The sequence below is a fragment of the Streptococcus sp. 22.1 genome (assembly GCF_016648645.1).
Classification (GTDB): Bacteria; Bacillota; Bacilli; order Lactobacillales; family Streptococcaceae; genus Streptococcus.
In genome coordinates this window covers 39,841-64,656 of sequence record NZ_JACLQK010000005.1, presented here as the reverse complement: position 1 = coordinate 64,656, position 24,816 = coordinate 39,841, and the positions used below count along the sequence as shown (strand labels likewise).

The window sequence follows — 24,816 nt, the reverse complement described above, 5'->3', positions numbered from 1 at the left end:
ACCATAAAAAGGAGTTAATGAATTATGAAACGATTTATTTCAACTTGGAATAGGACCAGTCTAATCAAGCGTATTGCCATTGGTGTGGTAATTGGTGCTGTACTTGGTTTGCTTGTTCCTAAGTTTACGGTTATTGGTCTCTTAGGGGATATGTTTGTTGGTGGCTTGAAGGCAATTGCTCCACTCTTGGTCTTTGCCTTGGTTGCCAATGCCCTTTCACAAACGCGAGAAGGGCAACAAAGCAACATGAAGACAGTTATTGTTCTTTATCTCTTTGGGACCTTTGCGGCAGCATTGACGGCTGTTATTTCTCACTATATTTTTCCAATTTCTCTGAAGTTGGGAGCAGCGGCAGCGACTAAAGCGACGGCACCTCAAGGTGTGGGAGAAGTCTTTAAAGATTTGTTGCTTAAGATGGTGGATAACCCTGTCAATGCCTTGGGTCAAGCCAACTACATTGGTGTTTTAGTATGGGCGGTTGTCTTTGGTTTCGCCATGCGAACAGCTAGCACTCACACGAAAGATTTGCTACATACCTTGGCAGAAGTGACTTCACAAATCGTTCGTTGGATTATTAACTTGGCGCCATTTGGTATCCTTGGTCTTGTCTTTAATACTATTTCTGAGAATGGTGTTGGTGTTTTGGCGGATTATGGTGTCCTAATCCTTGTTTTAGTGGGAACAATGGCCTTTGTTGCCTTGGTTGTTAATCCTATCATTGCTTTTGTGATGATGGGCAAAAATCCTTTCCCACTGGTTTTCCGTTGTTTGAAAGACTCTGGGATTACAGCCTTCTTTACTCGCTCGTCAGCAGCTAATATTCCTGTTAACCTTCAGCTTTGTAAAGATCTTGGTTTAAATCCTGATACCTATTCAGTTTCTATTCCTTTGGGGTCAACTATTAATATGGCTGGGGCAGCCGTGACAATCAATGTCTTAACTCTTGCTGCAGTAACGACTTTGGGAATTCAGGTTGATTTTGCGACAGCACTCATTCTTAGTGTGGTTTCAGCTATTTCTGCCTGTGGTGCCTCAGGTATTGCTGGAGGATCCCTTCTATTAGTGCCAGTAGCATGTAGCCTCTTTGGTATCTCAAATGATTTGGCCATGCAAGTTGTTGGTGTTGGCTTTATCGTAGGTGTCATCCAAGACTCTTGTGAAACAGCCCTTAACTCTTCAACAGACGTACTTTTTACAGCAGTAGCAGAAAAGAGCCGTTGGAAGAAAGTATAGATAATTGTATAAGGTCGGCCTATTTGGCTGGCTTTTTGATTTTGGAGAAAACATAGTCAAAGACTATAGCTAGCTCAAGAATCTATCATCTTTAAAAAGCCCATAAAATATGGTAAAATAAACCGTTCAAAGAGAAAAGGTGAAACATTTATGACTAATAATTTATTGGTGCTTCAATCAGACTTTGGTTTGGTTGACGGTGCTGTTTCGGCCATGATTGGTGTGGCTCTTCAAGAAGAACCAAGTTTGGGAGTTCATCACCTTACACATGATATTACACCCTACAACACTTTTGAAGCTTCCTATCGTCTGTTTCAGACTGTCGAGTACTGGCCAAAGGGAACAACCTTTGTTTCGGTAGTTGATCCGGGTGTAGGCTCATCACGTAAAAGTGTGGTTGCCTTAACAAAGACGGGGCAATATATCGTCACACCAGATAACGGAACACTTTCTTATATCAAGAAGGATGTCGGTATCGTTGCTGTCCGTGAAATTTCAGAAGTTGAGAATCGTCGTAGTAATACGGAGCTGTCTTATACCTTCCATGGTCGTGATGTTTATGCCTATACAGGTGCCAAATTAGCTTCTGGTCATATCAGTTTTGAAGAAGTAGGTCCTGAGTTACCTGTGGACAAAATTCTAGAGCTTCCAGTGGTTGAAACCATCATAGAGGATAATTTGGTTCGTGGTGCAATTGATATTTTGGACGTCCGTTTCGGCTCTCTTTGGACCTCTATCACACGTGATGACTTTTATGCCTTGGAACCAAACTTTGGTGATCGATTCGAGGTGACCATCTTTAACAATGATATGTTGGTCTACCAAAATCAAGTTACCTATGGGAAATCTTTTGCGGATGTTCGTATCGGTCAGCCAATTATTTATATCAATTCCCTCTATCGTGTTGGCTTAGCCATTAACCAAGGGTCTTTTGCTAAGGCTTATAATGTTGGTGTAGGGTCTAACTGGCACATTGAAATCAAACATTTAGGAGATTAAAGTAAGATTATGAAAAATAATTCAATTCGTACAGTAGTTGCGACAGGTATTGGTGCAGCACTCTTTATTATCATTGGTATGTTTGTTAATATTCCTATTTTTGGGAATACCAGCATCCAACTTCAGTATGCTGTTCAAGCCCTATTCTCAGTGATTTTTGGGCCTATTACAGGTTTCTTTATGGGCTTTATTGGGCATGCGCTTAAAGATGGTATTCAATACGGAAATATCTCATGGGCTTGGGTGTTTGCAAGTGCCATTACAGGTCTTGTAATTGGTCTATTCAACAAAAAATATGATGTGACAACTGGCAAGTTTTCTTTGATGAGTATGATTTGGTTTAACCTAGCACAAGCATTGGCCCTCCTTATTGCCTATGGTATCGTTACTCCTATTGGTGATAGACTCCAATTCGCACAAGCCTGGTCATATCTTTATGCACAAAGTTTTGTAGCTGGCGTAGCTAACTTTATTACAATTGCAATCGGAGGAACCCTCCTTCTTGCAATCTATGCTGGCTCACGTACACAATCTGGTAGTCTTACCAAAGACTAGCATGAATCATAGGAGAGTGGGACTGTCAGTTTGCTTTGATACCTCCTCTCTTTTTTAGTAGAAACATGGATAAATACATTAGTTTTAATCAGTTTACATTTCAATATGATGCGCAAGCAGAAGCGACGCTTAAAGATATCAGCTTTGATATTGTCAAAGGCGAGAAAGTGCTCATTTTAGGCCCTTCTGGTAGCGGAAAGTCGACCCTGGCTCAGTGTCTCAATGGTATCATACCTAATATCCATAAAGGCCAGGCACAAGGCCAGGTAAGGATAGCTGGACAGAATATTTTCAAGCAATCTATCTATGATAAGTCACAGTTAGTATCTACGGTATTGCAAGATCCAGATGGTCAGTTTATTGGCTTAACAGTAGCCGAGGATTTGGCTTTTGCCTTGGAAAATGATTGTGCTAATCAAAGTGAGATGAAGGATAAGGTAGCTCTCTGGGCTGAACGTCTAGACTTGACTTCTCTTTTGAATCACCGCCCTCAAGACTTATCAGGTGGCCAAAAACAACGAGTTAGTTTGGCTGGAGTCTTGATTGATGAGAGTCCTATTCTTTTATTTGATGAGCCTCTAGCAAATTTAGATCCTAAATCAGGACAGGAAACCATTGACCTCATTGATAAAATCCACAAAGAGGAGGGAGCTACAACAATTATTATTGAGCATCGCCTAGAAGATGTTCTTTATCGTCCTGTTGACCGGATTTTACTGGTCAATGATGGCACCCTCCTCTTTAACGGTAGCCCAGATGAGCTTTTATCAAGTGCTCTCTTACTGGAAAATGGGATTCGCGAACCTCTATATGTGACGGTTTTACGTCAGTTGGGATTTGACACAAGAGATGCACAAAATCTTAGTCAATTGGATGCTTTAGACTTATCTGACCTTGTTCTGCCAGATAGAGTTTTGAAAGATAAAAGAGACAGTTCAAGTGATTCTATTTTGAAGGTTGAGGGGCTTAGCGTTTCCTATGGGGATAATCCAGCGATTATAGAGGATATGTCTTTTAGCTTGAAAAAAGGTGAGCGACTAGCGATTGTCGGTAAAAATGGAGCTGGAAAGTCGACGCTTGCCAAAGCTCTATGCGGTTTTGTTCCTAGTCAAGGGAAATTAACTTACAAGGGTCAGGATATCAGTCAGGATAGCATCGCCGAGCGTTCAGAGCGTATAGGCTTTGTTTTGCAAAACCCTAATCAGATGATTAGCCAAACTATGATTTTTGATGAAGTGGCTCTAGGTTTACGCTTGCGAGGGATTGAAGAAACTGAGGTTGAAGAGCGTGTTCATGAGGTCCTGAAGACTTGTGGCCTCTATAGTTTTCGTAAATGGCCTATTTCTGCGCTTTCCTTTGGTCAGAAAAAGCGTGTGACCATTGCGTCGATCTTGGTCTTGAAACCTGAAATCATTATCTTGGATGAGCCAACAGCTGGTCAAGATTACAAGACTTACACGGATATCATGAATTTCTTGGACAGTCTTCAGAAGCAAGGCCATACCATTGTGATGATTACCCATGACATGCAGCTCATGTTGGAATATAGTGATCGTTGTCTCGTTGTGGTTGAGGGGAAAATCATTGCAGACGATAATCCTGTTACAATTCTTAATCAGAAGGATTTACTTGAGTCAGCCAATCTCAAGCAGACATCTCTTTATACATTGGGTCAGAAATTGTCAAGTGATCCAGTAGAAGTAACCCAGTATTATATCGAAAAAGGAGGCCCTAATGTCTAATCGTTTAATTGGTTATCAGTCAGGTCAAGGTTTCCTCTATGATTTGTCTGGGGCAAGTAAGATGCTTTTCTTTATCTTGGTTTCAGTTGCTTGTATGGCAACCTATGACCCACGTTTTATTCTAGCAGTAGGCTTACTTTCTATTTATCTCTTTTATTTGGCCAAGATTCGTTGGCGAGATATTTCTTTCGTTGTTAAGATTATTGGATCGATTGCTCTCTTTAATTTACTTATGGTCTACCTTTTCGCACCTGGCTATGGTGAAGAAATTTATGGGGCTAAGACAGTTATTATTGAAGGCTGGGGGCGTTTCTATCTAACCAGTCAGGAGCTTTTTTACCTTGCAAATCTATTGCTCAAGTATTTTTCAACGGTCCCTCTTGCCATTCTTTTTCTTATGACCACTCATCCGAGTCAGTTTGCGGCTAGCCTAAATCAAATTGGGGTTCCTTATAAATTTGCCTATTCCGTGAGTTTAACCTTGCGTTATATTCCAGATGTTCAAGAAGAATTCTTTACGATTCGTAAGGCTCAGGAGGCTCGTGGTTTGGATTTGTCGCAAAAGGCGGGATTGGTCAAACGCATTCGCGGGAATCTCCAAATTGTTCTTCCACTAATTTTTTCATCTCTAGAACGAATTGATACCATATCGACAGCCATGGAGTTACGACGATTTGGTCGCTACAAAAAACGTACATGGTATGTGCATAAATCTTTGATGAAACAAGATTACCTTGTCATCCTATCAGCTATCCTTATATTGGGGATTAGTATTGGATTAATCTTCTTCAATCATAGTCGTTTTTATAATCCATGGGGCTAATGCTCTTAGCATAGAGAGAATCTGCCATTAAGTATAATAAAAAATGTTCCCGTCTTGTCCAGATGAACGAGATTGGAACGTTTTTTGTTATTTCAAATAGCCTAAATAATCAAATTTTTCTAGTGTCCGATTGTCGGCGACAACTAGGATGATTCCTTCGTCAGGTAGTTTCTTACTTGGGTCAAAGTGAGTGTTTAACTTGCCATTTTGCTCATCTCTAAAACCAATAACGTTGACGTTATAATTTTGTCTTAGATTTAATGTATGCAAAGACTTTCCAGCCCATTCCTTTGGAATTTTAAGTTCAATTAAAGCCACGTCGTCCTCTAAATGAAAAACATTTGAAATGTTATAACGGAGGATATTTGAAGCCAATTCTTTTGCTGTGCTACGCTCAGGAGTGATGACCCAGTTGGCCCCCATTCCGTAAAGGACTTCCTCATAATTGTTATTCATAGCTTTGGCGATAATATTTGTAATGCCAAGCTTTTTACATTGCAGGAGCGCCAGTGCAGAAGATTCTAAGTGTTCTCCAGTTGCAATAATGACCGTATCGCAAGTATCAATACCAGCAGAACGTAGAAAGTCAATGTCAGTAATGTCACCAACAGCGGCCTTAGTCACCTGATCAGCAAGGGAATCAATTGTTGTAGAGTTATTATCTAAGGCAATAACGTCTTGTCCAAAAGAGGAGAGTTCGGTTGCAATGGTTTGTCCAAAGATTCCCAAACCGAGGACCCCAATAATTTGTGTTTTCATATAAAATCCTTTCAGAATGTTGTCAATGAATAAAATTGTTTAGCCAACTGAAATATCAGTTGGGGCATAAGAGACATGCTTTTCTTTTTTGGTCATCAAGCTCAAGAGAACAGTGATAGGTCCAACACGGCCAATGAACATCAGAGACATGATAACGAGTCGTCCTAGAGTATTTAGATTAGGGGTCAAATCCATTGAAACACCAACGGTAGCAATGGCTGACACACTCTCAAAAAGTAGGCCTAGGGGCGATAGTGTGGGATTAGTCTCCAGCAAAATAACATAGCCGACAAAGAGCATTGTTAGGAAAAAGAGGATAACTGTGAATGCTTGCAAAACAGTCTTATTAGATATAATACGATTTCGAAAAACAACGCTCGAGTTACCAGATAGCTCTGACTTAAAAAGCAGGAACATGATAGTGGCAGTTGTCACCTTGATACCACCCGCAGTTCCTCCAGGACCACCCCCAATAATCATTTGAATCATAAAAAGAAGATTTGTGGAGAAATCGACATTGGTATAGGAAATAGTTGCAAAGCCAGCGGTACGCATGGTTACAGTCTGAAAGAAACTTACCAGAAGTTGTTGCCAGACATTGAGAGTACCGATTGTCTTAGAGTTATCCATTTCCAGTAACCAAGCAAGTAGTGTTCCTCCTAAGAGGAGACAGCCTGTACTTATAAGAACAAGACGGCTTTGATTGCTGAAAGGTCTACAAGCTAATTTCCAATTCCTTGGACGATCTTTAATATAACGTCGCAATAGTTGAATCAAATCAATCCAAACTGCAAATCCCAAACTTCCAGACATAATGAGAAAAGCTACAGCAAGGTTAATGGTTGGATTGGTTGCATAATCCTGTAAACTGTTAGAACCTAAGTTGTCAAATCCAGCATTACAAAAGGCAGAGACAGCTAGAAAGAGACTATTAAAAATGCCGTGACCAAGTCCAAAACGAGGAACGAAATCAGTCATAATCACAAGTGCTGCCAAAGCTTCAATAGAAAAAGTAATTTTATAGACCTTAAAAAGATAAGCTTTCAAATCTTTTTGGTTATCCCTGCTAAGTGCGGATTGAAGGAGATCTTGATCACTCAGTCCTAATTTATTTTTCAGGGTATAGGTGCTAAAGGCTATAAGAGAGACGAGCCCAAGTCCTCCCGTCTGCATGAGAAGCATAGAGAAAATTTGACCGAGACCATTGTAAGCCTTACTGACCGGGACAACAGAAAGTCCAGTTACACAGACCATTGACACAGTATTGAAGAGATGATCCAGGTAGCTTGTTTCTGGACTATTAGCATAGTGGCTTATGGGAAGGCTAAGTAAAATACTCCCCACTATAATGACAAAGACAAAGCTGAGCACAAGCTTTTGCGTAACAGAAAGACGATTAATCAATGAAAACCTCCGAGTTATCATAAGAGTAAATAATAATCCAAGGAGTAAGACACCTCCTTGGATAAACGTTATAGTGGCTTCTTGTTAGGAATTCCAGCACGACGGGGGTACTTATTTGGGGTTTCTTTTTTCTTATCGACAATAGTGACATTACGTCCATCCCCATTTGGCAGTCTGTAGTTCTCGTTGAGAATAGGCTTGGCAAAAAGCAAGTTCAAGGCATTTTTAGCATCGGCTAACTCTTCATCAGCTGCTGCAGCTTTAAGTGCAATAAGTTGTCCACCAACCTTCAAGAAAGGAATGGTCAATTCTGAGAGAACCTGCATGCGTGCGACGGCACGGGCAGTAACAATATCAAACTGAGCACGGAAGGCCTTGTCTTGTCCAAAATCCTCTGCACGTCCATGATAGAAGTGAACACCGCTGAGCTCAAGTTCATCAGCCAAGAAATTGAGGAAATTGATGCGTTTATTAAGAGAGTCGATGATAGTCACATCAAGCTCAGGGCAAAGGATTTTCATAGGGAGACTTGGAAATCCAGCTCCAGCTCCGATATCCAGAAGTCGAATACTTTGATTTTTAATATGCCCTTGAAGCACAGGAGCTAGGGAATCGTAGAAATGTTTGAGGTAGACCTCGTCTCTTTCTGTGATTGCAGTAAGGTTGATCTTTTCGTTCCATTCTACCAAAAGCTCAAAGTAGCGTTGGAATTGGTCTTTTTGTTTTTGGCTGAGATTGAACCCCAGTTCTTTCAAAGCCTTGTAAAAATCTTCAGGTGTCATTATATATTCCTTTTATCTAGTTTCAATGCTCTTATTTTACCATAATTAAGAGCTTTCATCTAACTCTATAGGACAGATGAAAACTGGGTCCGAGTAAGTTTCTCATTAGCTGTGAAAAAAGTTCTAAGTTTAAGAAATATGTAATATTAAAGGTGTTATTTTTTCTTAAAAATTTGATATAATACTAATTAAGTCTAAAATCATAATCATGCTCTCTAATGAAAAGTGAATGTAGGGGATTATGGTCTTGTGGATTGAAAATAGATCCCTATGGGGAAATTTAATTTGAGGATTAAGAATGATTTATCTTTCAGAAGTTAGAAAGTCTCCAGAGGGGCTCGCCTTTACCGAAGCACCTTCTTTGTTGGAGTCTATTAAAGAACGCTATGATCAAGTTTTAAATCTTGAACAGATTCAAGCAAGTGGTCAGGTAGCCTATGATAATGGCTTGTACCTTTTGGACTATCAACTTAGCTATGATATTACCTTGCCATCTAGCCGTTCACTTGAACCTGTGACACTTAGCTTTAACTATCCAGTTTCAGAAACCTTTATACAAGAGGCAGATGCAGCTCTTCAAAAGGAATTAGTCGAAGAAAATCTAGTTCTTATCTTGGATGGGGATACCATTAATCTTGATGAGAGTATTCTAGATAATATTCTTCTTAATATTCCTTTGAGAGTATTAACACCTGAGGAAGAATCAGGACAAATTTCGCTCTCAGGTAATGACTGGGATGTCTTGTCAGAAGAGGATTTTGCCGCACTTCAACAGGAGAAAAAAGAGGCAAGTAATCCCTTTGCCCAATTGAACGGTCTATTTGACGAAAATTAATTCAAAAAAATAAACTAAAAATGTTTGACAATTTTAAAAATCTGTATTATTATATCATTAGAAGTTAATTTTCGGATTTATTTATAGGGTAAATCTACAGACTTTTTAAGGGAAATAGAAGTCAAAAAATTTTAAGAAAGTGGTAAATACTTATTATGAGCAAACGCATTTTGATTGTTGAAGATGAGAAAAACCTTGCTCGTTTTGTCTCTCTTGAACTTCAACACGAAGGATACGACGTTGTGACAGCAGACAACGGACGTGAAGGACTTGAAATGGCACTCGAGAAAGATTTCGATCTTATTCTCTTGGACCTTATGTTGCCTGAGATGGACGGTTTTGAAGTAACACGTCGTCTCCAACAAGAAAAAGATACTTATATTATGATGATGACAGCCCGCGATTCAATCATGGACATTGTTGCTGGTTTGGACCGTGGTGCTGATGACTATATTGTAAAACCTTTTGCGATTGAAGAACTATTGGCACGTATTCGTGCAACCTTCCGTCGCCAAGATATCGAAGCTGCTAAGAATGCACCAGCTAAAGCGTCAACTTATCGTGATTTGAAATTGGATGTTCAAAACCGTACAGTTGTTCGTGGTGATGAAGCAATTCCATTGACAAAACGTGAGTTTGATTTGTTGAACACACTTTTGAGCAATATGAACCAAGTGATGACCCGTGAGGAACTCTTGCTTCAAGTTTGGAAATATGATGATGCAATCGAAACAAACGTTGTAGATGTTTATATTCGTTACTTGCGTGGAAAAATCGATGTTCCAGGTAAGGAATCATACATTCAAACAGTGCGAGGAATGGGTTACGTTATCCGTGAAAAATGAGTAAATTACAAGATAAATTATTTGGTAAAGTAACCATTAGAAAAAAGTTGACCATGACAACTGCTGTGGTCTTCTTTCTTGTATTGTCGATGTTCACTCTAGTTGTTGTTTTCTCGGCCAATACGCTTCTTTTGCAACGTGAACGTCAAAATGTAAATAATACAATTTCGAAAGTTGTTACTTATATCGAAAAGGACTGGGATTCTGATGAAGAGTTGAGTCCAGAACCGCTTTTAGCGGCCCTTTATTCGCCTAAAAATATCTATGCATCAATCATTAATGGTGTGCTTTCTGAAAAGCACTCTTTGGATGGTCAAGTTGCAATTTCTAATAAATTATTTTCTAACCAATCTGTTTTTGTTTATGACAAAAAGGGAACGTTTATCTTTACTTCTGAGGAAAACACAGACTCTCCTCCAGGCATGTCTGAAGTAAACAAACTGAAGTCAGTGTCCTATAAAGGAAAGCGTGGTTTCTTACTGCAAGTTCCAATTTACGGTAAGGATAAAAAGACCATCGTTGGTTATGCCCAGATTTTCCATGATTTGGAATTCTACTATGCTCTGAAAGAGCGTTTGATTTTCTTATTGATTTTCCTAGAAGTGGGGATGACGGTCCTAGTTATCGCAGCAACTGTGGTTGTCTTGACATCTATTCTTCGTCCGATGAGACAGTTGCACGAAACGATGGGAGTTATCACCGATTCGCCAAGTGATTTGGAACTTCGTTCTAAGATTGAAAGTCACGATGAAATTGGTGATTTGGCGGTTAACTTTAACCGTATGATGGATAAAATCCAAGAAAATAATCAGATGCAGATGCGTTTCTTGAGTGACGTCAGTCATGAATTACGTACGCCGATTGCGGTTATCAAGGGCCATATGGACCTCTTGCAACGTTGGGGTAAAAATGACCCTGAGATTCTTGAGGAGAGTCTTGAGGCTGCAAGTCATGAGGCCAACCGTATGACGATTATGATTAATGATATGTTGGATTCTATCCGTGTCAAAGGATCATTTGAAAATCATAGAAATGATACGTGTGATTTGAATTCTTCAATCCGTACGGTTATTGGTAACTTCCGTGTCTTGCATGAAGATTACCAATTCTATCTCAATGATTTTGAGAGCTCAGAGCGTCCAGCACAGATTTACAGCCAACACTTTGAACAGGCGATTACTATTTTGATTGATAATGCGGTCAAGTATTCTCCTGTTAACAAGGAAATCCAGGTTACAATTAAGGCTCTGGAAGATGAAATGTTGGTACAAGTACAAGATAATGGTGAAGGGATTTCTAAAGAAGATATTGAGCATATCTTTGAACGCTTCTATCGTTCAGACAAGGCACGTAATCGTACGACAACACAATCTGGTGTTGGTATTGGTTTGTCAATCCTTTACCAAATTGTGGAAGCTTATCGCTGCCGTATCGATGTTAGTTCTGAACTTGGTGTTGGAACACGTTTCGACCTTTACATTCCGTTTGCGGATGGAGAAACGACGACACCTCAACTTGAGCTTTAAATCAATTTATAAGAGTCTTAGAGTGATTCTTGGTCGTGAGCACGCCTCGTTTAGAGCGTGCTTTTTTTGTGTTTTTATGGTAAAATAGAGTACCGAATTTCAGAGATTGGTGGTGAAGTGCATGCGTTGTCCAAAATGTCAACATAATAAATCTAGTGTTATCGATAGCCGTCAGGCAGAGGATGGGAATACCATTCGTCGTCGTCGTGAGTGTGATTCTTGTCATGCTCGTTTTACAACTTTTGAGCGTGTGGAAGAAGTTCCACTTTTGGTTGTCAAAAAAGACGGTACTCGTGAACAATTCTCTCGCGATAAGATTTTCAATGGTATCTTGATGAGTGCTCAGAAGCGTCCGGTTTCTAGTGAGGATATCGAAAATGCCATCACCCGTATTGAGCAAAACATTCGCCGTAATCATGATGGGGAGGTTGATAGTGATGTCATTGGGAATTTAGTGATGAAAGAACTCGCTGACCTTGATGAAATTACTTATGTGCGTTTTGCCAGTGTCTACCGTTCTTTCAAAGATGTTGATGAGATTGAAGAGTTGCTTCAAGAAATCACCAAGACTGTACGTGCGAAAAAAGAGTCTAAAAAATGAGACCTATTGAAGAATTTGTCTATGTTGGTAATCAGGTTATCGTTCCCGATCAGGCAAGTTTAATGCGTTGCTATTATCCCATTATTGGGAGTGAGGGATACGCTCTCTACCAGTATTTCGTGGCTTTTTATGACAATGGTAATCGCCGCCATAAGTTTGCGGCTATTCTGAATCACCTTAACTTTGGAATGCAGCCCCTTCAAGAAGCACTGGCGGTTCTGACAGCAGTAGATCTCTTGGCCTTTTACCAGTCACCTCAAGGGTTTTATGTGATAGAGCTTAAGTCTCCCTTAACAATTGAGCAGTTTCTAAAACATGCCGTTTATAGTTCACTTCTCGAGCAAAAGATTAGTGAACCAGCAGTAGACGCTTTGAAACCGGCAGGTCTCCAAGGATTGCAAGATTTATCTAAACGTTTTTCGGATGTCTTTACCGATGAGCGTTTGGCTCAAAAGTCTGTGTCTGAAATCAAGCCTAAAAATTCATTTGATTTAACTGGTTTTAGGAATCGTATGCAGGCTGATGGGCTTGTATTTACAGATGAAAAGACAGATGTGCCAGAAATATATAAATTGTCTGAGACTCATGGCATGAATTGGTATGATACCTATCTCTTAGCTAAAAAGACAGCCGTCAACTACCAGATTATTGTCAAGCGTATGCAGGTGCAATTAGAGCAGGCACAAGCTCAAAAATTGGGTGGTGACTCTGCTTTGACGGAGACGGAGAAAAAAATTCTTAAAGCGGTTAGGTCTGAAAAACCTATAGATTATCTACAAAGTGCCAAGGGTCCTGGTGGTGCTGTGACTAATTCTGAGAAGAAGATTCTCACAGATTTGGCACAAAGAGGCTTTATGGATGAGGTCATTAACCTCATGGTTGCCTACAGTTTGGGACGGACACGTTCAACGAATGTGAATCGAGAGTATATCTCTAAACTTGCTAACGACTTTGACTTTAAGAATATCCTCACTGCCGAACAAGGGCTTTTAGCTTTGCGTAGTGGTTACAACAAGAAATCACAACAAGCAAAAGCTGATTCTAAGAAGAAAACAAATGTGCCGAGCTGGAGTAATCCAGATTATGATAATCAAACCAGTCAGGCTGATCAGGCTAAATTGGATGAAATTAGACGTCGGGCTTTGGCAAAACTAGAAAAAGGAAAGGAGTAGCCTATGGAAAGAGTTGGACAAACCCTAAACCGAACAGGGCATCATGGGTCTGGCAATGCAACAGATTTAACGAAGCAAATTTTGGCAGATACAAGAGTGGCTAGCTTTATTCAAGAGCATAGCCTAAGCCAGGATGAAATCAAACGTAGTCTTCCTAAGTTTAATCAATTCCTGGTGGAATGCCGTAAGGTCAAAGAAGGTGATGCCTCCTATATTGCTAAAGGGTATGAGCCGATTCTGACCATGAATGAAGGCTACGCTGATGTGACCTATAAGGAGACGCGTCAGCTCAAAGAGCAACAGGAACAACAGGCTATCGCTAAACGGATTAATTTGGTGAGTCTGCCTCAGTCTTATCGTAAGATTACCTTTGCGGATATTGCTCTAGATGATGTGGCGCGTGTGGATACCTTTGAGAGTCTCGTGGATTTTGTGGCGAATTACCCTAGTCCAGACCAGAAAGGCCTCTACATCTACGGGGACATGGGGGTTGGAAAATCCTTCATGTTGGCTGCTATGGCTCATGAACTTTCCGAAACCAAGAAGGTTACGACGACCATTATTCATTACCCATCTTTTACCATTGATGTTAAAAATGGAATTAAGGATGGTTCTGTTAAGGAACAAATAGACGCTGTCAAACAAGCAGAAGTTTTGGTTCTAGATGATATTGGTGCAGAGCAATTCTCTTCTTGGATTAGGGATGATGTTTTGCAAGTCATCCTCCAGCATCGTATGATTGAAGAGCTGCCTACTTTCTTTACGTCTAACTATAGTTTTGCGGATTTAGAAGCTAAGCTATCCAATGGACGTCAAGGAGACGAGACTTGGCAGGCCAAACGTGTGATGGAGCGTATTCGTTTTCTTGCCAAAGAGATTCACTTGAAGGGTGTTAATCGCCGCTAAGTTGAATCTAATAATGATAAAGAATAAGAGAGTTTGCTTCCTTTGGTGGAAGTGAGACTGCTAAATGAAGAAAGGAATCCCTATTTTAATCAGGGACTTAAACATATGACATTACCTACAGTTGCTATCGTGGGTCGCCCAAATGTTGGGAAATCAACCCTATTTAATCGAATTGCGGGTGAACGTATCTCTATCGTCGAAGACGTTGAAGGGGTAACACGTGACCGTATTTATACCTCTGCTGAATGGCTTAATCGCCAGTTTAGCTTGATTGATACTGGTGGTATCGATGATGTTGATGCACCATTTATGGAACAAATTAAGCACCAAGCCGACATCGCCATGACTGAAGCTGATGTTATTGTCTTTGTCGTTTCAGGTAAGGAAGGCGTGACAGATGCGGACGAGTACGTTGCCCGTATTCTTTATAAGACCAACAAGCCAGTTATCTTGGCGGTAAATAAAGTGGATAACCCTGAGATGCGTGCAGATATCTATGATTTCTATTCTCTTGGTCTTGGTGATCCCTATCCAGTTTCATCTGTTCACGGTATCGGTACAGGGGATGTTCTCGACGCTATCGTTGAAAATCTCCCAACAGAAGTTGAAGAAGAAAATCCAGATATCATCCGTTTCAGTTTGATTGGACGTCCAAACGTCGGAAAATCAAGTTTGATTAACGCCATTTTGGGGGAGGACCGTGTAATTGCTAGCCCAATTGCTGGTACGACTCGCGATGCCATTGATACAAACTTTGTGGACAGTGAAGGTCAAGAGTATACCATGATTGACACCGCTGGTATGCGTAAATCTGGTAAGGTTTATGAAAATACAGAGAAATACTCTGTCATGCGTTCTATGCGTGCTATTGACCGTTCTGATGTTGTCCTTATGGTTATCAATGCCGAAGAAGGTATCCGTGAGTATGACAAGCGTATTGCTGGTTTTGCCCATGAAGCTGGTAAAGGGATTATCATCGTAGTTAACAAATGGGATACGATTAAGAAGGACAACCATACTGTTGCCAATTGGGAAGCGGATATCCGTGAGCAGTTCCAATTTTTGAGCTATGCACCAATTATCTTTGTATCGGCTGAAACTAAACAACGTCTTAACAAGTTGCCAGAGATGATTAAACGCATCAGTGAGAGTCAAAACCGTCGTATTTCATCGGCTGTCTTGAATGATGTTATTATGGATGCCATTGCCATCAACCCAACACCAACAGATAAAGGAAAACGTCTTAAGATTTTCTACGGCACACAAGTTTCGGTTAAACCACCAACATTTGTTATCTTTGTCAATGAAGAAGAGCTTATGCACTTCTCATACATGCGTTTCTTGGAAAATCAAATTCGTCAGGCTTTCGGTTTTGAAGGAACACCAATCCACTTGATTGCTCGTAAACGTAAATAAAAAAAGAGACCAACCAGAATAGAATCTTTAAGGGTTGGTCTTTTGTCATTGTAAGGAGAAATGATGTTAGAAAATATTAAAGCTTATTTATCTAAACAAGGGGTTAAGTATATCAAACCTGAAAAAGCGGGTCCGCATCAAGAAGAGATGGAAATGCTCAAGGCACTTGGTCAAGCAGCTCGTAAGGAAATGCAGACTTTGTCAAAAGTTTTAGAGGAGCGTTTGGCACCCTTTAAGGTGGATCGTGTCAGTAATTGGGCCAATCAGGCACAAATATGTCGCCCACACTTTTGGTGCTATTATAGGGCCCCTGAGGACAGTTTAGACGATGTTGCCATGGCGATTCGCCTTTATGGTCAGCCTGAAAAATGGGGGATTTCAGTTGAGGTTAGCTTTGTCGAACGGAAAAAATCAGACACCACTCTAGCTAAGCAACATAAGGTCCTAGACTTACCGATTGCCCCCTCTCTATACTATTTTGCCCAGGAAGATGGTGTCAGTCATCGTGTAGAAGGAACTGAAGAGAATCGTCAGATGCTTAAAGCAGCAGTTAGAGATGGTCGTATCCGCAAGGTATTGGTTAAGTATGATGTGGTAGTGACTACTAGTAAAACTATGGAAGAGTTAGTAGAAGAGCTTGCTAATGGATTTGATAAGTTGAAAGCCTATTACGAGAAAGCTAATAAAAACTAAAAAATCTCCAGGTTCTTTCTGGAGATTTTCCTTGTTATTTTGGTGCAATCACTTCAGCACCACCCATGTAAGGACGAAGAACTTCAGGGATAGTTACTGAACCATCTTCGTTTTGGTAGTTTTCAAGGATAGCGGCTACTGTACGTCCAACAGCAAGTCCTGAACCGTTAAGAGTGTGAAGAAGTTTTACCTTACCATCAGCTTCGTCACGGTAACGGATTTGTGCACGACGGGCTTGGAAATCTTCTGTGTTTGAACATGAAGAAATTTCGCGGTAAGTGTTTTGTGCTGGAATCCAAACTTCCAAGTCGTAAGTTTTCGCAGCTGAGAATCCCATATCGCCAGTACACAAAGTGATGACACGGTATGGCAAGTTAAGTTTTTGAAGGATGTTTTCAGCGTTAACTACCATTTTTTCCAACTCATCATATGAGTCCTCAGGTTTTGAGAATTTGACCATTTCAACCTTGTGGAATTGGTGAAGACGAATCAAACCACGTGTATCACGACCAGCTGAACCAGCTTCTGAACGGAATGAAGGGCTCATAGCTGTGAAGTAGATTGGCAATTCTTTACCGTCAAGGATTTCACCGCGGTAGTAGTTTGTCAAAGGAACTTCAGCTGTTGGGATAAGGACGTAGTCAGTACCGTCAAGCTCGAAAGTATCTTCCTTGAATTTTGGATATTGACCAGTACCGAACATTGAGTCGTGGTTAACCATGTAAGGTGTGATCATCTCAGTGTAACCTTCTTTAGCGTGCTCATCCAACATGAAGTTGTAGATTGCACGTTCCAATTTTGCTCCAAGGCCTTTGTAGAAAAGGAAACGAGAACCAGTGACTTTAGCACCACGTTCCCAATCTAGGATACCAAGGTCTTCCCCAAGATCCCAGTGTGCTTTAACTTCAAAATCAAAGTCACGAGGTGTTCCCCAACGACGAACTTCTACGTTTTCATCTTCGTCAGCGCCTACAGGAACAGAGTCATTTGGTGTGTTTGGAAGTGTCACAACGATGGCATTAAGCTTTTCATCGATAGCAGCAAGTTCGGCATCAATCTCCTTAATTTCTGCAGAGACTTTTTGCATTGCTGCGATTTGTTCGGAAGCATCTTCTTTGTTACGCTTAGCTTGAGCGATACCATCTGAAGCAATGTTACGTTGAGCTTTGAGTTCTTCAGATTTGATAAGAAGTTCGCGACGTTTAACATCAAGCTCTTTGAGTTCATTTAAAGTTTCAGCAGCGACACCACGTGTAGCCAATTTTTCGGCAAGGGCATCGAAGTCGTTACGAATACGTTTTACATCTAACATAAGTTCCTCCAAAAAGTAAAACACTCCAGTGAAAGTGTTGGAGTGACATAGGCCACGGTTCCATCCAACTTCACAGGAGTGCACTTGTTTATGTTTTTAATTATTAGAAACGGTAGAATTTCGTAGGTCAACCCTACCTGCTCGCAGCAACCGCAGGCTTTCTGTAAGGGTCTAGCTAGTACTTATCCGTCTGTTATATTATACAAAAATTATGATTTTTTGGCAAATAAACCTTTGAGTCGAGCCCCAATAGTTTGAATGAGAGTTGGTAGCTTGACGACTTTTTCATTGCCAAGGTGTTCCCTAGCAATCTTTAGAATCTTTCCTGAATCTTTAGAGGCAAAGAGGAATTTGCTCTTGTCTGTTAACACTTCAAAGTGGCGGCTAATTCTCTTTCCTGAGACATTTGCACCGATTTGTGTGATGCTAGTCCATGGAATTTGAATGTATTGCTCGACATTGACATCTGGGTAGAATTCAAGAGCCACATCTCCGATTAGAAATTTACCGACTTTCCCTCCGATAGCCATGTAGGAAACGCCTGTTGTATGCAATTCAACTGTTTTGTTTAGTGATTGTGCCATATCTATCTCGCTTTTTGATTGTAGTACCTTTATTATAGCATAAGAAAAGAGTTCAGCTTTGCTAAACTCTTACTCTTTTTACATGATTCCGAAGAAGCTTGCAACAATACCAACTACAAAGAGTCCGATGATGATTGTGATTGGTGAAACTTTCTTCTTAAGCAACCACATACATGCAAAAGTAAGGAGAAGTCCCATCAAACCTGGAATCAATGAATCCAATTGTTTTTGGAGGGTATCAACTTGAATCTTATCGAAGCTAAGTTTGTCATTAACTTGGCCGAGGATAGTCTTAAGTTGGTCACCGCTAACATTGCCTTTAGGCCATTCGATATAGGCACCTTTAGACAAAACTTTACCTGGAAGGTTTACAGTGAAGACGATAGATACCCAACGTTCAACAAGGACAGCCAAGATGAACATACCAAGGATTGATGCCCCTTTAGTAATATCTTTCAAGATACCACCAGACATGTCTTTAGTGATTTCTGAACCTGCTTTGTAACCAAGTTCTTGAGTATACCACAAGAAGGCCATACGGATAAGGTTCCAACCGATGAAGAAGATAAGTGGACCAGCGATGTTACCAGCTTGTGCCAATGATGCACCAAGGGCACCAAGGATAGGACGAACTGTGAACCAGAAAACAGGGTCACCGATACCGGCAAGAGGTCCCATCATACCGATTTTAACCCCTTGGATAGCAGCATCTTCGATGTCAGTACCGTTAGCTTTTTCTTCTTCAAGAGCCAAGGTAACACCCATGATAGGAGCAGCTACGTAAGGGTGGGTATTGAAGAATTCCAAGTGACGTTTAAGAGCTGCGGCTTGGTCTTCTTTGTTAGTGTAGAGTTTTTTGATAGCAGGAATGAGTGAGTAAGCCCAACCCAAGTTTTGCATACGTTCATAGTTCCATGAACCTTGCAAGAATTGTGAGCGCCACCAAACCTTTTTACGATCCGCTTGAGATAATTGAATTTTTTCAGCCATGAGAGCACCCCTTCCTAGTAGTCTTCCAAGATATCGCCGATTGGGTCGCCTGAACCAGTTGAAGTTCCGCCACCATTTCCGCCACCTTGTTTAGAAAGGTTGAGGTAGATGAAGGCAATAGCGACACCGATAGCACCAAGAGCGATAAGTGTCAATTGGCTAATAGCAGCAAAAGCAAAACCGATGGCGAAGAATGGCCAAACTTCACGAGTTGCCATCATGTTGATAACCATGGCGTAACCAACGGCTACGACCATACCACCACCGACAACCATACCGTGGTTGAGCCAGTCAGGCATCAATCCAAGGGCATGTTGAACAGATTGTGCTGGGATAGCAAGAAGAAGGGCAGCTGGCACAGCGATACGCAAACCTTGAAGAAGGAGGGCGAGGTAGTGTGCACGTTCAACACCAGCGATGTTTCCGTTTTCTGCAGCTTTATCTGCGGCATGAACAAGGGCAACAGAGGCTGTACGAACAAGCATAGTTAGGAAGAGACCGGCAACCGCAAGTGGGATAGCTGTTGCAGTCGCAACACCGATACCTTCAGTTGTGAAGTTACCACCTTTAACCAAAATAATGGCAGCAGCAACAGAGGCAAGGGCAGCGTCAGGAGCGACAGCGGCACCGATATTAGCCCAAGCAAGGGCAATCATTTGAAGAGAACCACCAAGCATGATACCTGCAGTGAGGTTACCTGTAGCAGCACCGATGAGGGTACATGCAACAAGTGGTTGGTGGAATTGGAATTGGTCAAGGATACCTTCAAGACCAGCAAGGAAGGCAACAACTACGACCAAAATTGCAGAAATAATTGACATATCTGACATGGTAATAATTCCTTTTCTATTGAGTTGTGATTAGCTGAGATTATCAACTAATTTATCCGAATGAAGGTTATTGAACGTTAGCTTTTTTGATAAGGTCGAACAAATCTTTCTTAGAATCATTTGGTACCTTACGGACGTCGAATTCAACGCCAAGGTCACGCAATTTTTCGAAGCAAGCAACATCGTCTTTGTCCATAGACAAAACGTTGTTAACCATTGTTTTACCAGTTGAGTGAGCCATAGAACCAACGTTAAGTTCTTTGATTGGCACGCCACCTTCGATAGCACGAAGTGCGTCTTGAACAGTTTCGAACAAGATAAGCGCGTGTGTGTTACCAAAGCGAGGGTCCTTAGAAGCATCAATCAATTTTTGAATTGGAACAACGTTTGCTTTAACCCCATTTGGTGCTGCTTGTTTGATCAATTCTTTACGAAGCTCATCTTTAGCAACATCGTCTGAAGCAACAATGATACGATCTGCTTTAGAAGCAGGTGTCCAGTTAGTTGCTACCTGACCATGCAAGAGACGTGTGTCCAAACGTGCCAAGTTAATCTTGAGTTTACCATCTCCGATAACTGTCCCTTCTGGGATAGCTCCTTGAGGTGCAGCGGCTTCTACAGGAGCTGCTGTTGTTTCCTCAGCTGGATTGAGCTCCTCTGGAAGCGCCTTGATACCACCCTTAGCTTCCTTGATGATATTAGCAGCAACTTGCTCTGCAGTAGCGTTAGCATCCATCATACGTTCAGTGTATGCTTGGATTAGCATTGGCAAGTTAAGTCCTGTGATGATAGCAATCTTGCGACCTGGATTTTCTCCAGCAATTCGGCTAGCTTGGTTAAATGGTGAACCAGACCAAAGGTCAGCCAAAACAAGAATTTCATCATCAGCATCGAATTGTGCAATGGCGTCGTTGAAGTGAGCGTACAAGTCATCAGGACCTTCACTTGGCATGAAAGTTACGACTTGAACTTTCTCTTGGTCTCCAAAAATCATAGAGCCTGATTGGTGGATTCCTTCAGCGAACTTACCATGGCTGGCAATAATAATACCGATACCCATTCGTGTTCTCCTCCTTATAAATTATTTTTTCCTAGGCTTAAAAAGACTATCTCCGATTTTTATCAAGACGCTAAAAAAAAGCGTCTCTCAATCTTTTTAAACATAAGAAATCAAGAACAATTATATTGTAAAACGCTTTCAAGTAAATGTCAATAGCTAGTGAGATAAAATTTCAAAAGAAGTCAATTTCTTTCAAAAATGAGCAAAATATTATAAAAAGATTGCCCAACCATTAGATCGAACAATCTTTTTATAATATTCGGAGATTATTTCTTCTTGACAATGAGTCGGAAAAGATTTTTAAATCCTTGTTTGAGGACAGAGATAAAGCTAGGTGCTTTTCTTAAACTTTCTCGAGGAATTCTTTTTTGAATTTCTTTCAAAGTTATTCGGCTTTTTCGACTGGCAAAACGGAAACGTCCATTTTGCTTAGTACGGATTTCAAAACGTGGGATGAACTTACCACCGAAGTAGACATCGGCAATCACATAAGTGACTTCATCCCAAGGAATTTGAACGTAATCTTGTAACTTCGTATCGTTGTAAAATTCGAAGGCCTTATCACCGACCATAATATTTCCGTAAATAGGCCCTTCACGAAACCAAGTTCCCTTAGTTGTGTGAGCCATTTCGGTATTGAGCGATTTAACCATACCTTGCTCCGATTAGAGTACACCAATAATGTGGAGCACAATAGCTAGAACAAAGATACCCAAGATGATAACGATTGGAGAAACTTTTCTCTTAAGAAGGTACATACAGAGGAAAGTCAAACCAAGGGCAGCAAGACCAGGAATCAATTGGTTCAAGTTATCTTGCAATGTTGTTACCTTGTTGGCTTCGAGTGATTTACCAGCAGCTTGTTCTAGGAAGGCTGCTTTAACACCGGCAATACCTTTTGGAAGTTTATCCCAATCGATATAAGCACCTTCTTGTTGTTTAACAACAGAGACAACTGGTGTGAAGGTAATGCTTACCCAACGTTGGATAAGAGAACCGATAACGAACATCCCCATCATTGATGCGCCACGAGTTACTTGTTGAAGAAGGTTACCTGACAAGTCGTCTGTAATCGCAGTACCAGCACGGTAACCGAATTCTTGAGTATACCATTTAACGGCGGCAACCATGACGTTCCAGAGAACGAAGAAGACGATTGGGCCTAGGACGTTACCTGAAACAGCCAAACCTGCTCCTAGTGAAAGGAAGATTGGACGAAGGGTAAACCAGAAGAGAGGGTCACCGGCACCTGCAAGAGGTCCCATCATACCGACCTTAACCCCTGAGATAGCCGCATCATCGATCTCAGCACCGTTGGCACGTTCTTCTTCCAAGGCAAGCGTAACCCCAAAGATTGGGTTAGCCATGAAAGGTTGTGTATTAAAGAATTCCAAGTGACGCTTAAGGGCAGCAGCACGTTCTTCTTTAGTTTGATAAAGTTTTTTGATTGCAGGAATAAGGGTGTAGGCCACACCACCATTTTGCATACGTTCATAGTTGAATGAAGCTAAAAGGAAGTATGAGCGCAAGAAAGCTTTGAAACGATCTGCTTTTGTTAATTTAATTTTTGAATCAGCCATTTTCTTTCCTCCTAATTAAAAGTCTTCCAGAATTTCACCGAGGGGATCACCTGATCCTCCATCATTTGAAGAACCATTTGAACCACTAGCTTCAAGTGCAAGGTACATAACGGCAAGACAGAGACCGATGATACCCAAACTAATCAAGGTCAACTCTTTAAGGGCAGCCAAAGCAAAACCAAGGAAGAAGAATGGCCAAACTTCGCGACTAGACATCATGTTGATAACCATGGCATAACCAACGGCTACAACCATACCACCACCGATTGTCATACCTGATTTTAACCATTCAGGCATAGCTTCAAGACCAGATTGTACGAGGTGTGCAGGAATCAAGAGCAAGAGGAGGGCAGGGATAGCAACACGGAGACCTTGAAGGGCCATACCGATAAAGTGCCATCTTTCAACACCAGCGATATCAGCAGCTTCTGCACGGCTATCCATAATATGAGCGATGAAGACAGTTGCTGTACGGACAACCATTGTCAAGGCAAGACCGGCAACAGCCAAAGGCACCGCAAGGGCGATGGCAGGACCAATTCCTTTAGTTCCTTGACCACCCAAGATAAGGATAATTGTAGAAGCAACAGCGGCAAGTGAGGCATCTGGTGCCATGGCAGCACCAACGTTAGCCCATCCCATAGTAATCAACTGTAAGCTACCACCCAACATTACGCCGAGTTCGAGATGACCAGTAACAAGACCGATAAGGGAACAAGCCACAACTGGCTGGTATGTTTCGATTTGGTCGTTAACTGAGCTACAACCGATGATGAAAGCAACAATTACGACTAAAATAATTTGTACTAAACTCATTTATGCATCCTCCAAAATTATTTCTTCTCTGCTAATTTAGTTTCAGCTGACTTAATCAAGGCATCAACGTTTGCTGGGCTATCACTTGGTACCCCACGAACGTCAAATTTGACACCCAATGATTGCAACTCTTTGATAGCATCCACATCTGTTTGGTCAAATGAAAGAGCTTTAGTAACGTTGACTTTTCCTTCTTTATAAGCTGAAGAACCAAGGTTGATTTCTTTAACATCAACACCTGCTTTAACAGCAGCAAGAGCATCTTCAACAGATTCAAAGAGAAGCATAGCACGTGTATCACCAAAACGTGGGTCATTGTTTGCTTTAACCATGTTTTTAATTGGGATAACGTGAACTTGAACACCAGATGGAGCGGCTTGTTTAATCATGTTTGTACGAAGTTTATCATGACAAACAGTGTCTGAAACAACGATGATACGGTCTGGGTGAGTTGAGTGAGTCCAACCAGTCGCAACCTGACCGTGGAGGAGACGTGTGTCAACACGAGCCAAAACGTATTTGATTTTTCCATCACCAAGAACGGTTCCTTCAGGAATGGTACCTTTAGGAACAGAAGGCTTAGCGTCGGCTGGTTTAGTGTCTTCTTTAGGAATAAGGCCTTCTGGAAGGACTTTAACGCCTTCTTTGGTTTCCTTATAAATGTTAGCGACAATCTCTTCAACCCCAGCATCAGGAGCTACCATACGTTCCGTATATGCTTGGATAAGCATTGGCAAGTTGAGTCCTGTCACGATAACCATCTTGCGATCAGGATTTTCTTCCTTGATACGGCTTGCCTGGTTAAATGGTGACCCAGACCAAAGGTCTGCAAGGACAAGAATTTCGTCGTCAGCGTCAAATTGAGCGATGGCATCTTTGAAGTGAGCGTACAAGTCGTCAGGACCTTCATTTGGCATGAAAGTAACCACTTGAACTTTCTCTTGTTCACCAAAAATCATAGAACCTGATTGGTGAATACCTTCAGCGAATTTACCATGGCTAGCAATAATAATACCGATACCCATTAGTGTTCTTCCTCCTTTTATATATTGCTTCTTAGGAATAGAAAAATGATTATTGGTATTATCATTCATGACATGAAAATGACAACAATATTTTTTTAGTCCCTCGAAAATTAGAACAATCTAATTGTAAAACGTTATCATAGATTTGTCAATGCTTTTCGTAACAAAAGTGTCATAAAATTGAAAAAAATATCAAATTATCGCAAATATACTTTCTTTTCAGACAAAAAGAGTTAGATATAGTTTGAAGCTATATCTAACTAGAAGAAATGGGATTAAGAAAAAATGAGATAAATGCTTGTAATAGCTATTAATGGCTGCTATAATT

Annotated in this window: 25 protein-coding genes; 13 read left to right on the top strand and 12 right to left on the bottom strand. The window is 41.0% G+C overall.

Features of this window, described 5'->3' with window-relative positions:
• Positions 1-24: 24 nt before the first annotated feature.
• From sstT to H7U04_RS03645, 5 genes are all read left to right on the top strand, one after another.
• On the top strand, positions 25-1,233 hold the full coding sequence (gene sstT, locus H7U04_RS03665) for a serine/threonine transporter SstT (RefSeq protein ID WP_201059311.1): 1,209 nt from the start codon (positions 25-27) through the stop codon (positions 1,231-1,233).
• Between the two features lie 150 nt (positions 1,234-1,383).
• Complete coding sequence (locus tag H7U04_RS03660; protein WP_060972170.1) at positions 1,384-2,232, top strand: S-adenosyl-l-methionine hydroxide adenosyltransferase family protein; 849 nt, start codon at positions 1,384-1,386, stop codon at positions 2,230-2,232.
• 9 nt (positions 2,233-2,241) lie between these two features.
• Positions 2,242-2,787 (top strand): ECF-type riboflavin transporter substrate-binding protein, encoded by a 546-nt coding sequence (locus tag H7U04_RS03655; RefSeq protein WP_002889953.1) that lies wholly within the window; start codon positions 2,242-2,244, stop codon positions 2,785-2,787.
• 65 nt (positions 2,788-2,852) lie between these two features.
• Positions 2,853-4,529 (top strand): ABC transporter ATP-binding protein, encoded by a 1,677-nt coding sequence (locus H7U04_RS03650; RefSeq protein WP_073688681.1) that lies wholly within the window; start codon positions 2,853-2,855, stop codon positions 4,527-4,529.
• Complete coding sequence (locus H7U04_RS03645) at positions 4,522-5,352, top strand: energy-coupling factor transporter transmembrane component T family protein (protein ID WP_073688680.1); 831 nt, start codon at positions 4,522-4,524, stop codon at positions 5,350-5,352. Before H7U04_RS03650 ends, H7U04_RS03645 begins: the two co-directional genes overlap by 8 nt.
• Before the next feature lie 87 nt (positions 5,353-5,439).
• Here H7U04_RS03645 and H7U04_RS03640 read toward each other — a convergent pair whose 3' ends face one another.
• The 3 genes from H7U04_RS03640 to rsmG form a co-directional block, all read right to left on the bottom strand.
• On the bottom strand, positions 5,440-6,111 hold the full coding sequence (locus H7U04_RS03640; protein WP_073949300.1) for a potassium channel family protein: 672 nt from the start codon (positions 6,109-6,111) through the stop codon (positions 5,440-5,442).
• A gap of 39 nt (positions 6,112-6,150) precedes the next feature.
• Positions 6,151-7,515 carry a TrkH family potassium uptake protein gene (locus H7U04_RS03635; RefSeq protein ID WP_107372530.1) on the bottom strand — a complete coding sequence of 455 codons (1,365 nt, stop codon included), beginning with the start codon at positions 7,513-7,515 and terminating at the stop codon, positions 6,151-6,153.
• 68 nt (positions 7,516-7,583) lie between these two features.
• Positions 7,584-8,297: a 16S rRNA (guanine(527)-N(7))-methyltransferase RsmG gene (rsmG, locus tag H7U04_RS03630; protein ID WP_110980912.1), complete on the bottom strand. Its 714-nt coding sequence runs from the start codon at positions 8,295-8,297 to the stop codon at positions 7,584-7,586.
• Between the two features lie 298 nt (positions 8,298-8,595).
• Here rsmG and H7U04_RS03625 point away from each other — a divergent pair, with 298 nt between their 5' ends.
• The 8 genes from H7U04_RS03625 (at position 8,596) to H7U04_RS03590 (ending at position 16,291) form a co-directional block, all read left to right on the top strand.
• Complete coding sequence (locus H7U04_RS03625) at positions 8,596-9,132, top strand: DUF177 domain-containing protein (protein ID WP_110980911.1); 537 nt, start codon at positions 8,596-8,598, stop codon at positions 9,130-9,132.
• A 155-nt stretch (positions 9,133-9,287) separates the two neighbouring features.
• Positions 9,288-9,977, top strand: coding sequence for a response regulator transcription factor (locus tag H7U04_RS03620; protein ID WP_002883757.1), 690 nt, complete (start codon positions 9,288-9,290; stop codon positions 9,975-9,977).
• Positions 9,974-11,503: a HAMP domain-containing histidine kinase gene (locus tag H7U04_RS03615; protein WP_002889963.1), complete on the top strand. Its 1,530-nt coding sequence runs from the start codon at positions 9,974-9,976 to the stop codon at positions 11,501-11,503. The genes H7U04_RS03620 and H7U04_RS03615 overlap by 4 nt, the downstream gene beginning before the upstream one ends.
• Before the next feature lie 121 nt (positions 11,504-11,624).
• On the top strand, positions 11,625-12,104 hold the full coding sequence (gene nrdR / locus H7U04_RS03610; protein ID WP_002883820.1) for a transcriptional regulator NrdR: 480 nt from the start codon (positions 11,625-11,627) through the stop codon (positions 12,102-12,104).
• A complete protein-coding gene (locus H7U04_RS03605; RefSeq protein WP_110980909.1) occupies positions 12,101-13,276 on the top strand; it encodes a DnaD domain protein in 1,176 nt (391 codons plus the stop codon). The genes nrdR and H7U04_RS03605 overlap by 4 nt, the downstream gene beginning before the upstream one ends.
• 3 nt (positions 13,277-13,279) lie before the next feature.
• Positions 13,280-14,182, top strand: coding sequence for a primosomal protein DnaI (gene dnaI, locus H7U04_RS03600; protein ID WP_110980908.1), 903 nt, complete (start codon positions 13,280-13,282; stop codon positions 14,180-14,182).
• 105 nt (positions 14,183-14,287) lie between these two features.
• On the top strand, positions 14,288-15,598 hold the full coding sequence (gene der, locus H7U04_RS03595) for a ribosome biogenesis GTPase Der (protein WP_037597430.1): 1,311 nt from the start codon (positions 14,288-14,290) through the stop codon (positions 15,596-15,598).
• A gap of 63 nt (positions 15,599-15,661) precedes the next feature.
• Positions 15,662-16,291 (top strand): ribonuclease P, encoded by a 630-nt coding sequence (locus tag H7U04_RS03590; protein ID WP_201059309.1) that lies wholly within the window; start codon positions 15,662-15,664, stop codon positions 16,289-16,291.
• 34 nt (positions 16,292-16,325) lie between these two features.
• Here H7U04_RS03590 and serS read toward each other — a convergent pair whose 3' ends face one another.
• From serS to H7U04_RS03545, 9 genes are all read right to left on the bottom strand, one after another.
• Positions 16,326-17,603: a serine--tRNA ligase gene (gene serS, locus H7U04_RS03585; protein ID WP_073686616.1), complete on the bottom strand. Its 1,278-nt coding sequence runs from the start codon at positions 17,601-17,603 to the stop codon at positions 16,326-16,328.
• 209 nt (positions 17,604-17,812) lie between these two features.
• Complete coding sequence (locus H7U04_RS03580; protein ID WP_002883765.1) at positions 17,813-18,187, bottom strand: DUF956 family protein; 375 nt, start codon at positions 18,185-18,187, stop codon at positions 17,813-17,815.
• A 78-nt stretch (positions 18,188-18,265) separates the two neighbouring features.
• Positions 18,266-19,177, bottom strand: coding sequence for a PTS system mannose/fructose/sorbose family transporter subunit IID (locus H7U04_RS03575; RefSeq protein ID WP_002883717.1), 912 nt, complete (start codon positions 19,175-19,177; stop codon positions 18,266-18,268).
• A gap of 14 nt (positions 19,178-19,191) precedes the next feature.
• Positions 19,192-20,007 (bottom strand): PTS mannose/fructose/sorbose transporter subunit IIC, encoded by an 816-nt coding sequence (locus tag H7U04_RS03570; RefSeq protein ID WP_060933518.1) that lies wholly within the window; start codon positions 20,005-20,007, stop codon positions 19,192-19,194.
• A gap of 67 nt (positions 20,008-20,074) precedes the next feature.
• Positions 20,075-21,067, bottom strand: a complete 993-nt coding sequence (locus tag H7U04_RS03565) for a PTS sugar transporter subunit IIB (protein WP_110980906.1) — start codon at positions 21,065-21,067, stop codon at positions 20,075-20,077.
• 266 nt (positions 21,068-21,333) lie between these two features.
• On the bottom strand, positions 21,334-21,720 hold the full coding sequence (locus tag H7U04_RS03560) for a DUF956 family protein (RefSeq protein WP_110980905.1): 387 nt from the start codon (positions 21,718-21,720) through the stop codon (positions 21,334-21,336).
• 12 nt (positions 21,721-21,732) lie between these two features.
• Positions 21,733-22,647, bottom strand: a complete 915-nt coding sequence (locus H7U04_RS03555; protein ID WP_002889984.1) for a PTS system mannose/fructose/sorbose family transporter subunit IID — start codon at positions 22,645-22,647, stop codon at positions 21,733-21,735.
• A 15-nt stretch (positions 22,648-22,662) separates the two neighbouring features.
• Positions 22,663-23,463 carry a PTS mannose/fructose/sorbose transporter subunit IIC gene (locus H7U04_RS03550; RefSeq protein ID WP_002886606.1) on the bottom strand — a complete coding sequence of 267 codons (801 nt, stop codon included), beginning with the start codon at positions 23,461-23,463 and terminating at the stop codon, positions 22,663-22,665.
• 17 nt (positions 23,464-23,480) lie between these two features.
• Positions 23,481-24,488, bottom strand: coding sequence for a PTS sugar transporter subunit IIB (locus H7U04_RS03545; RefSeq protein WP_021143568.1), 1,008 nt, complete (start codon positions 24,486-24,488; stop codon positions 23,481-23,483).
• Positions 24,489-24,816: the final 328 nt, after the last annotated feature.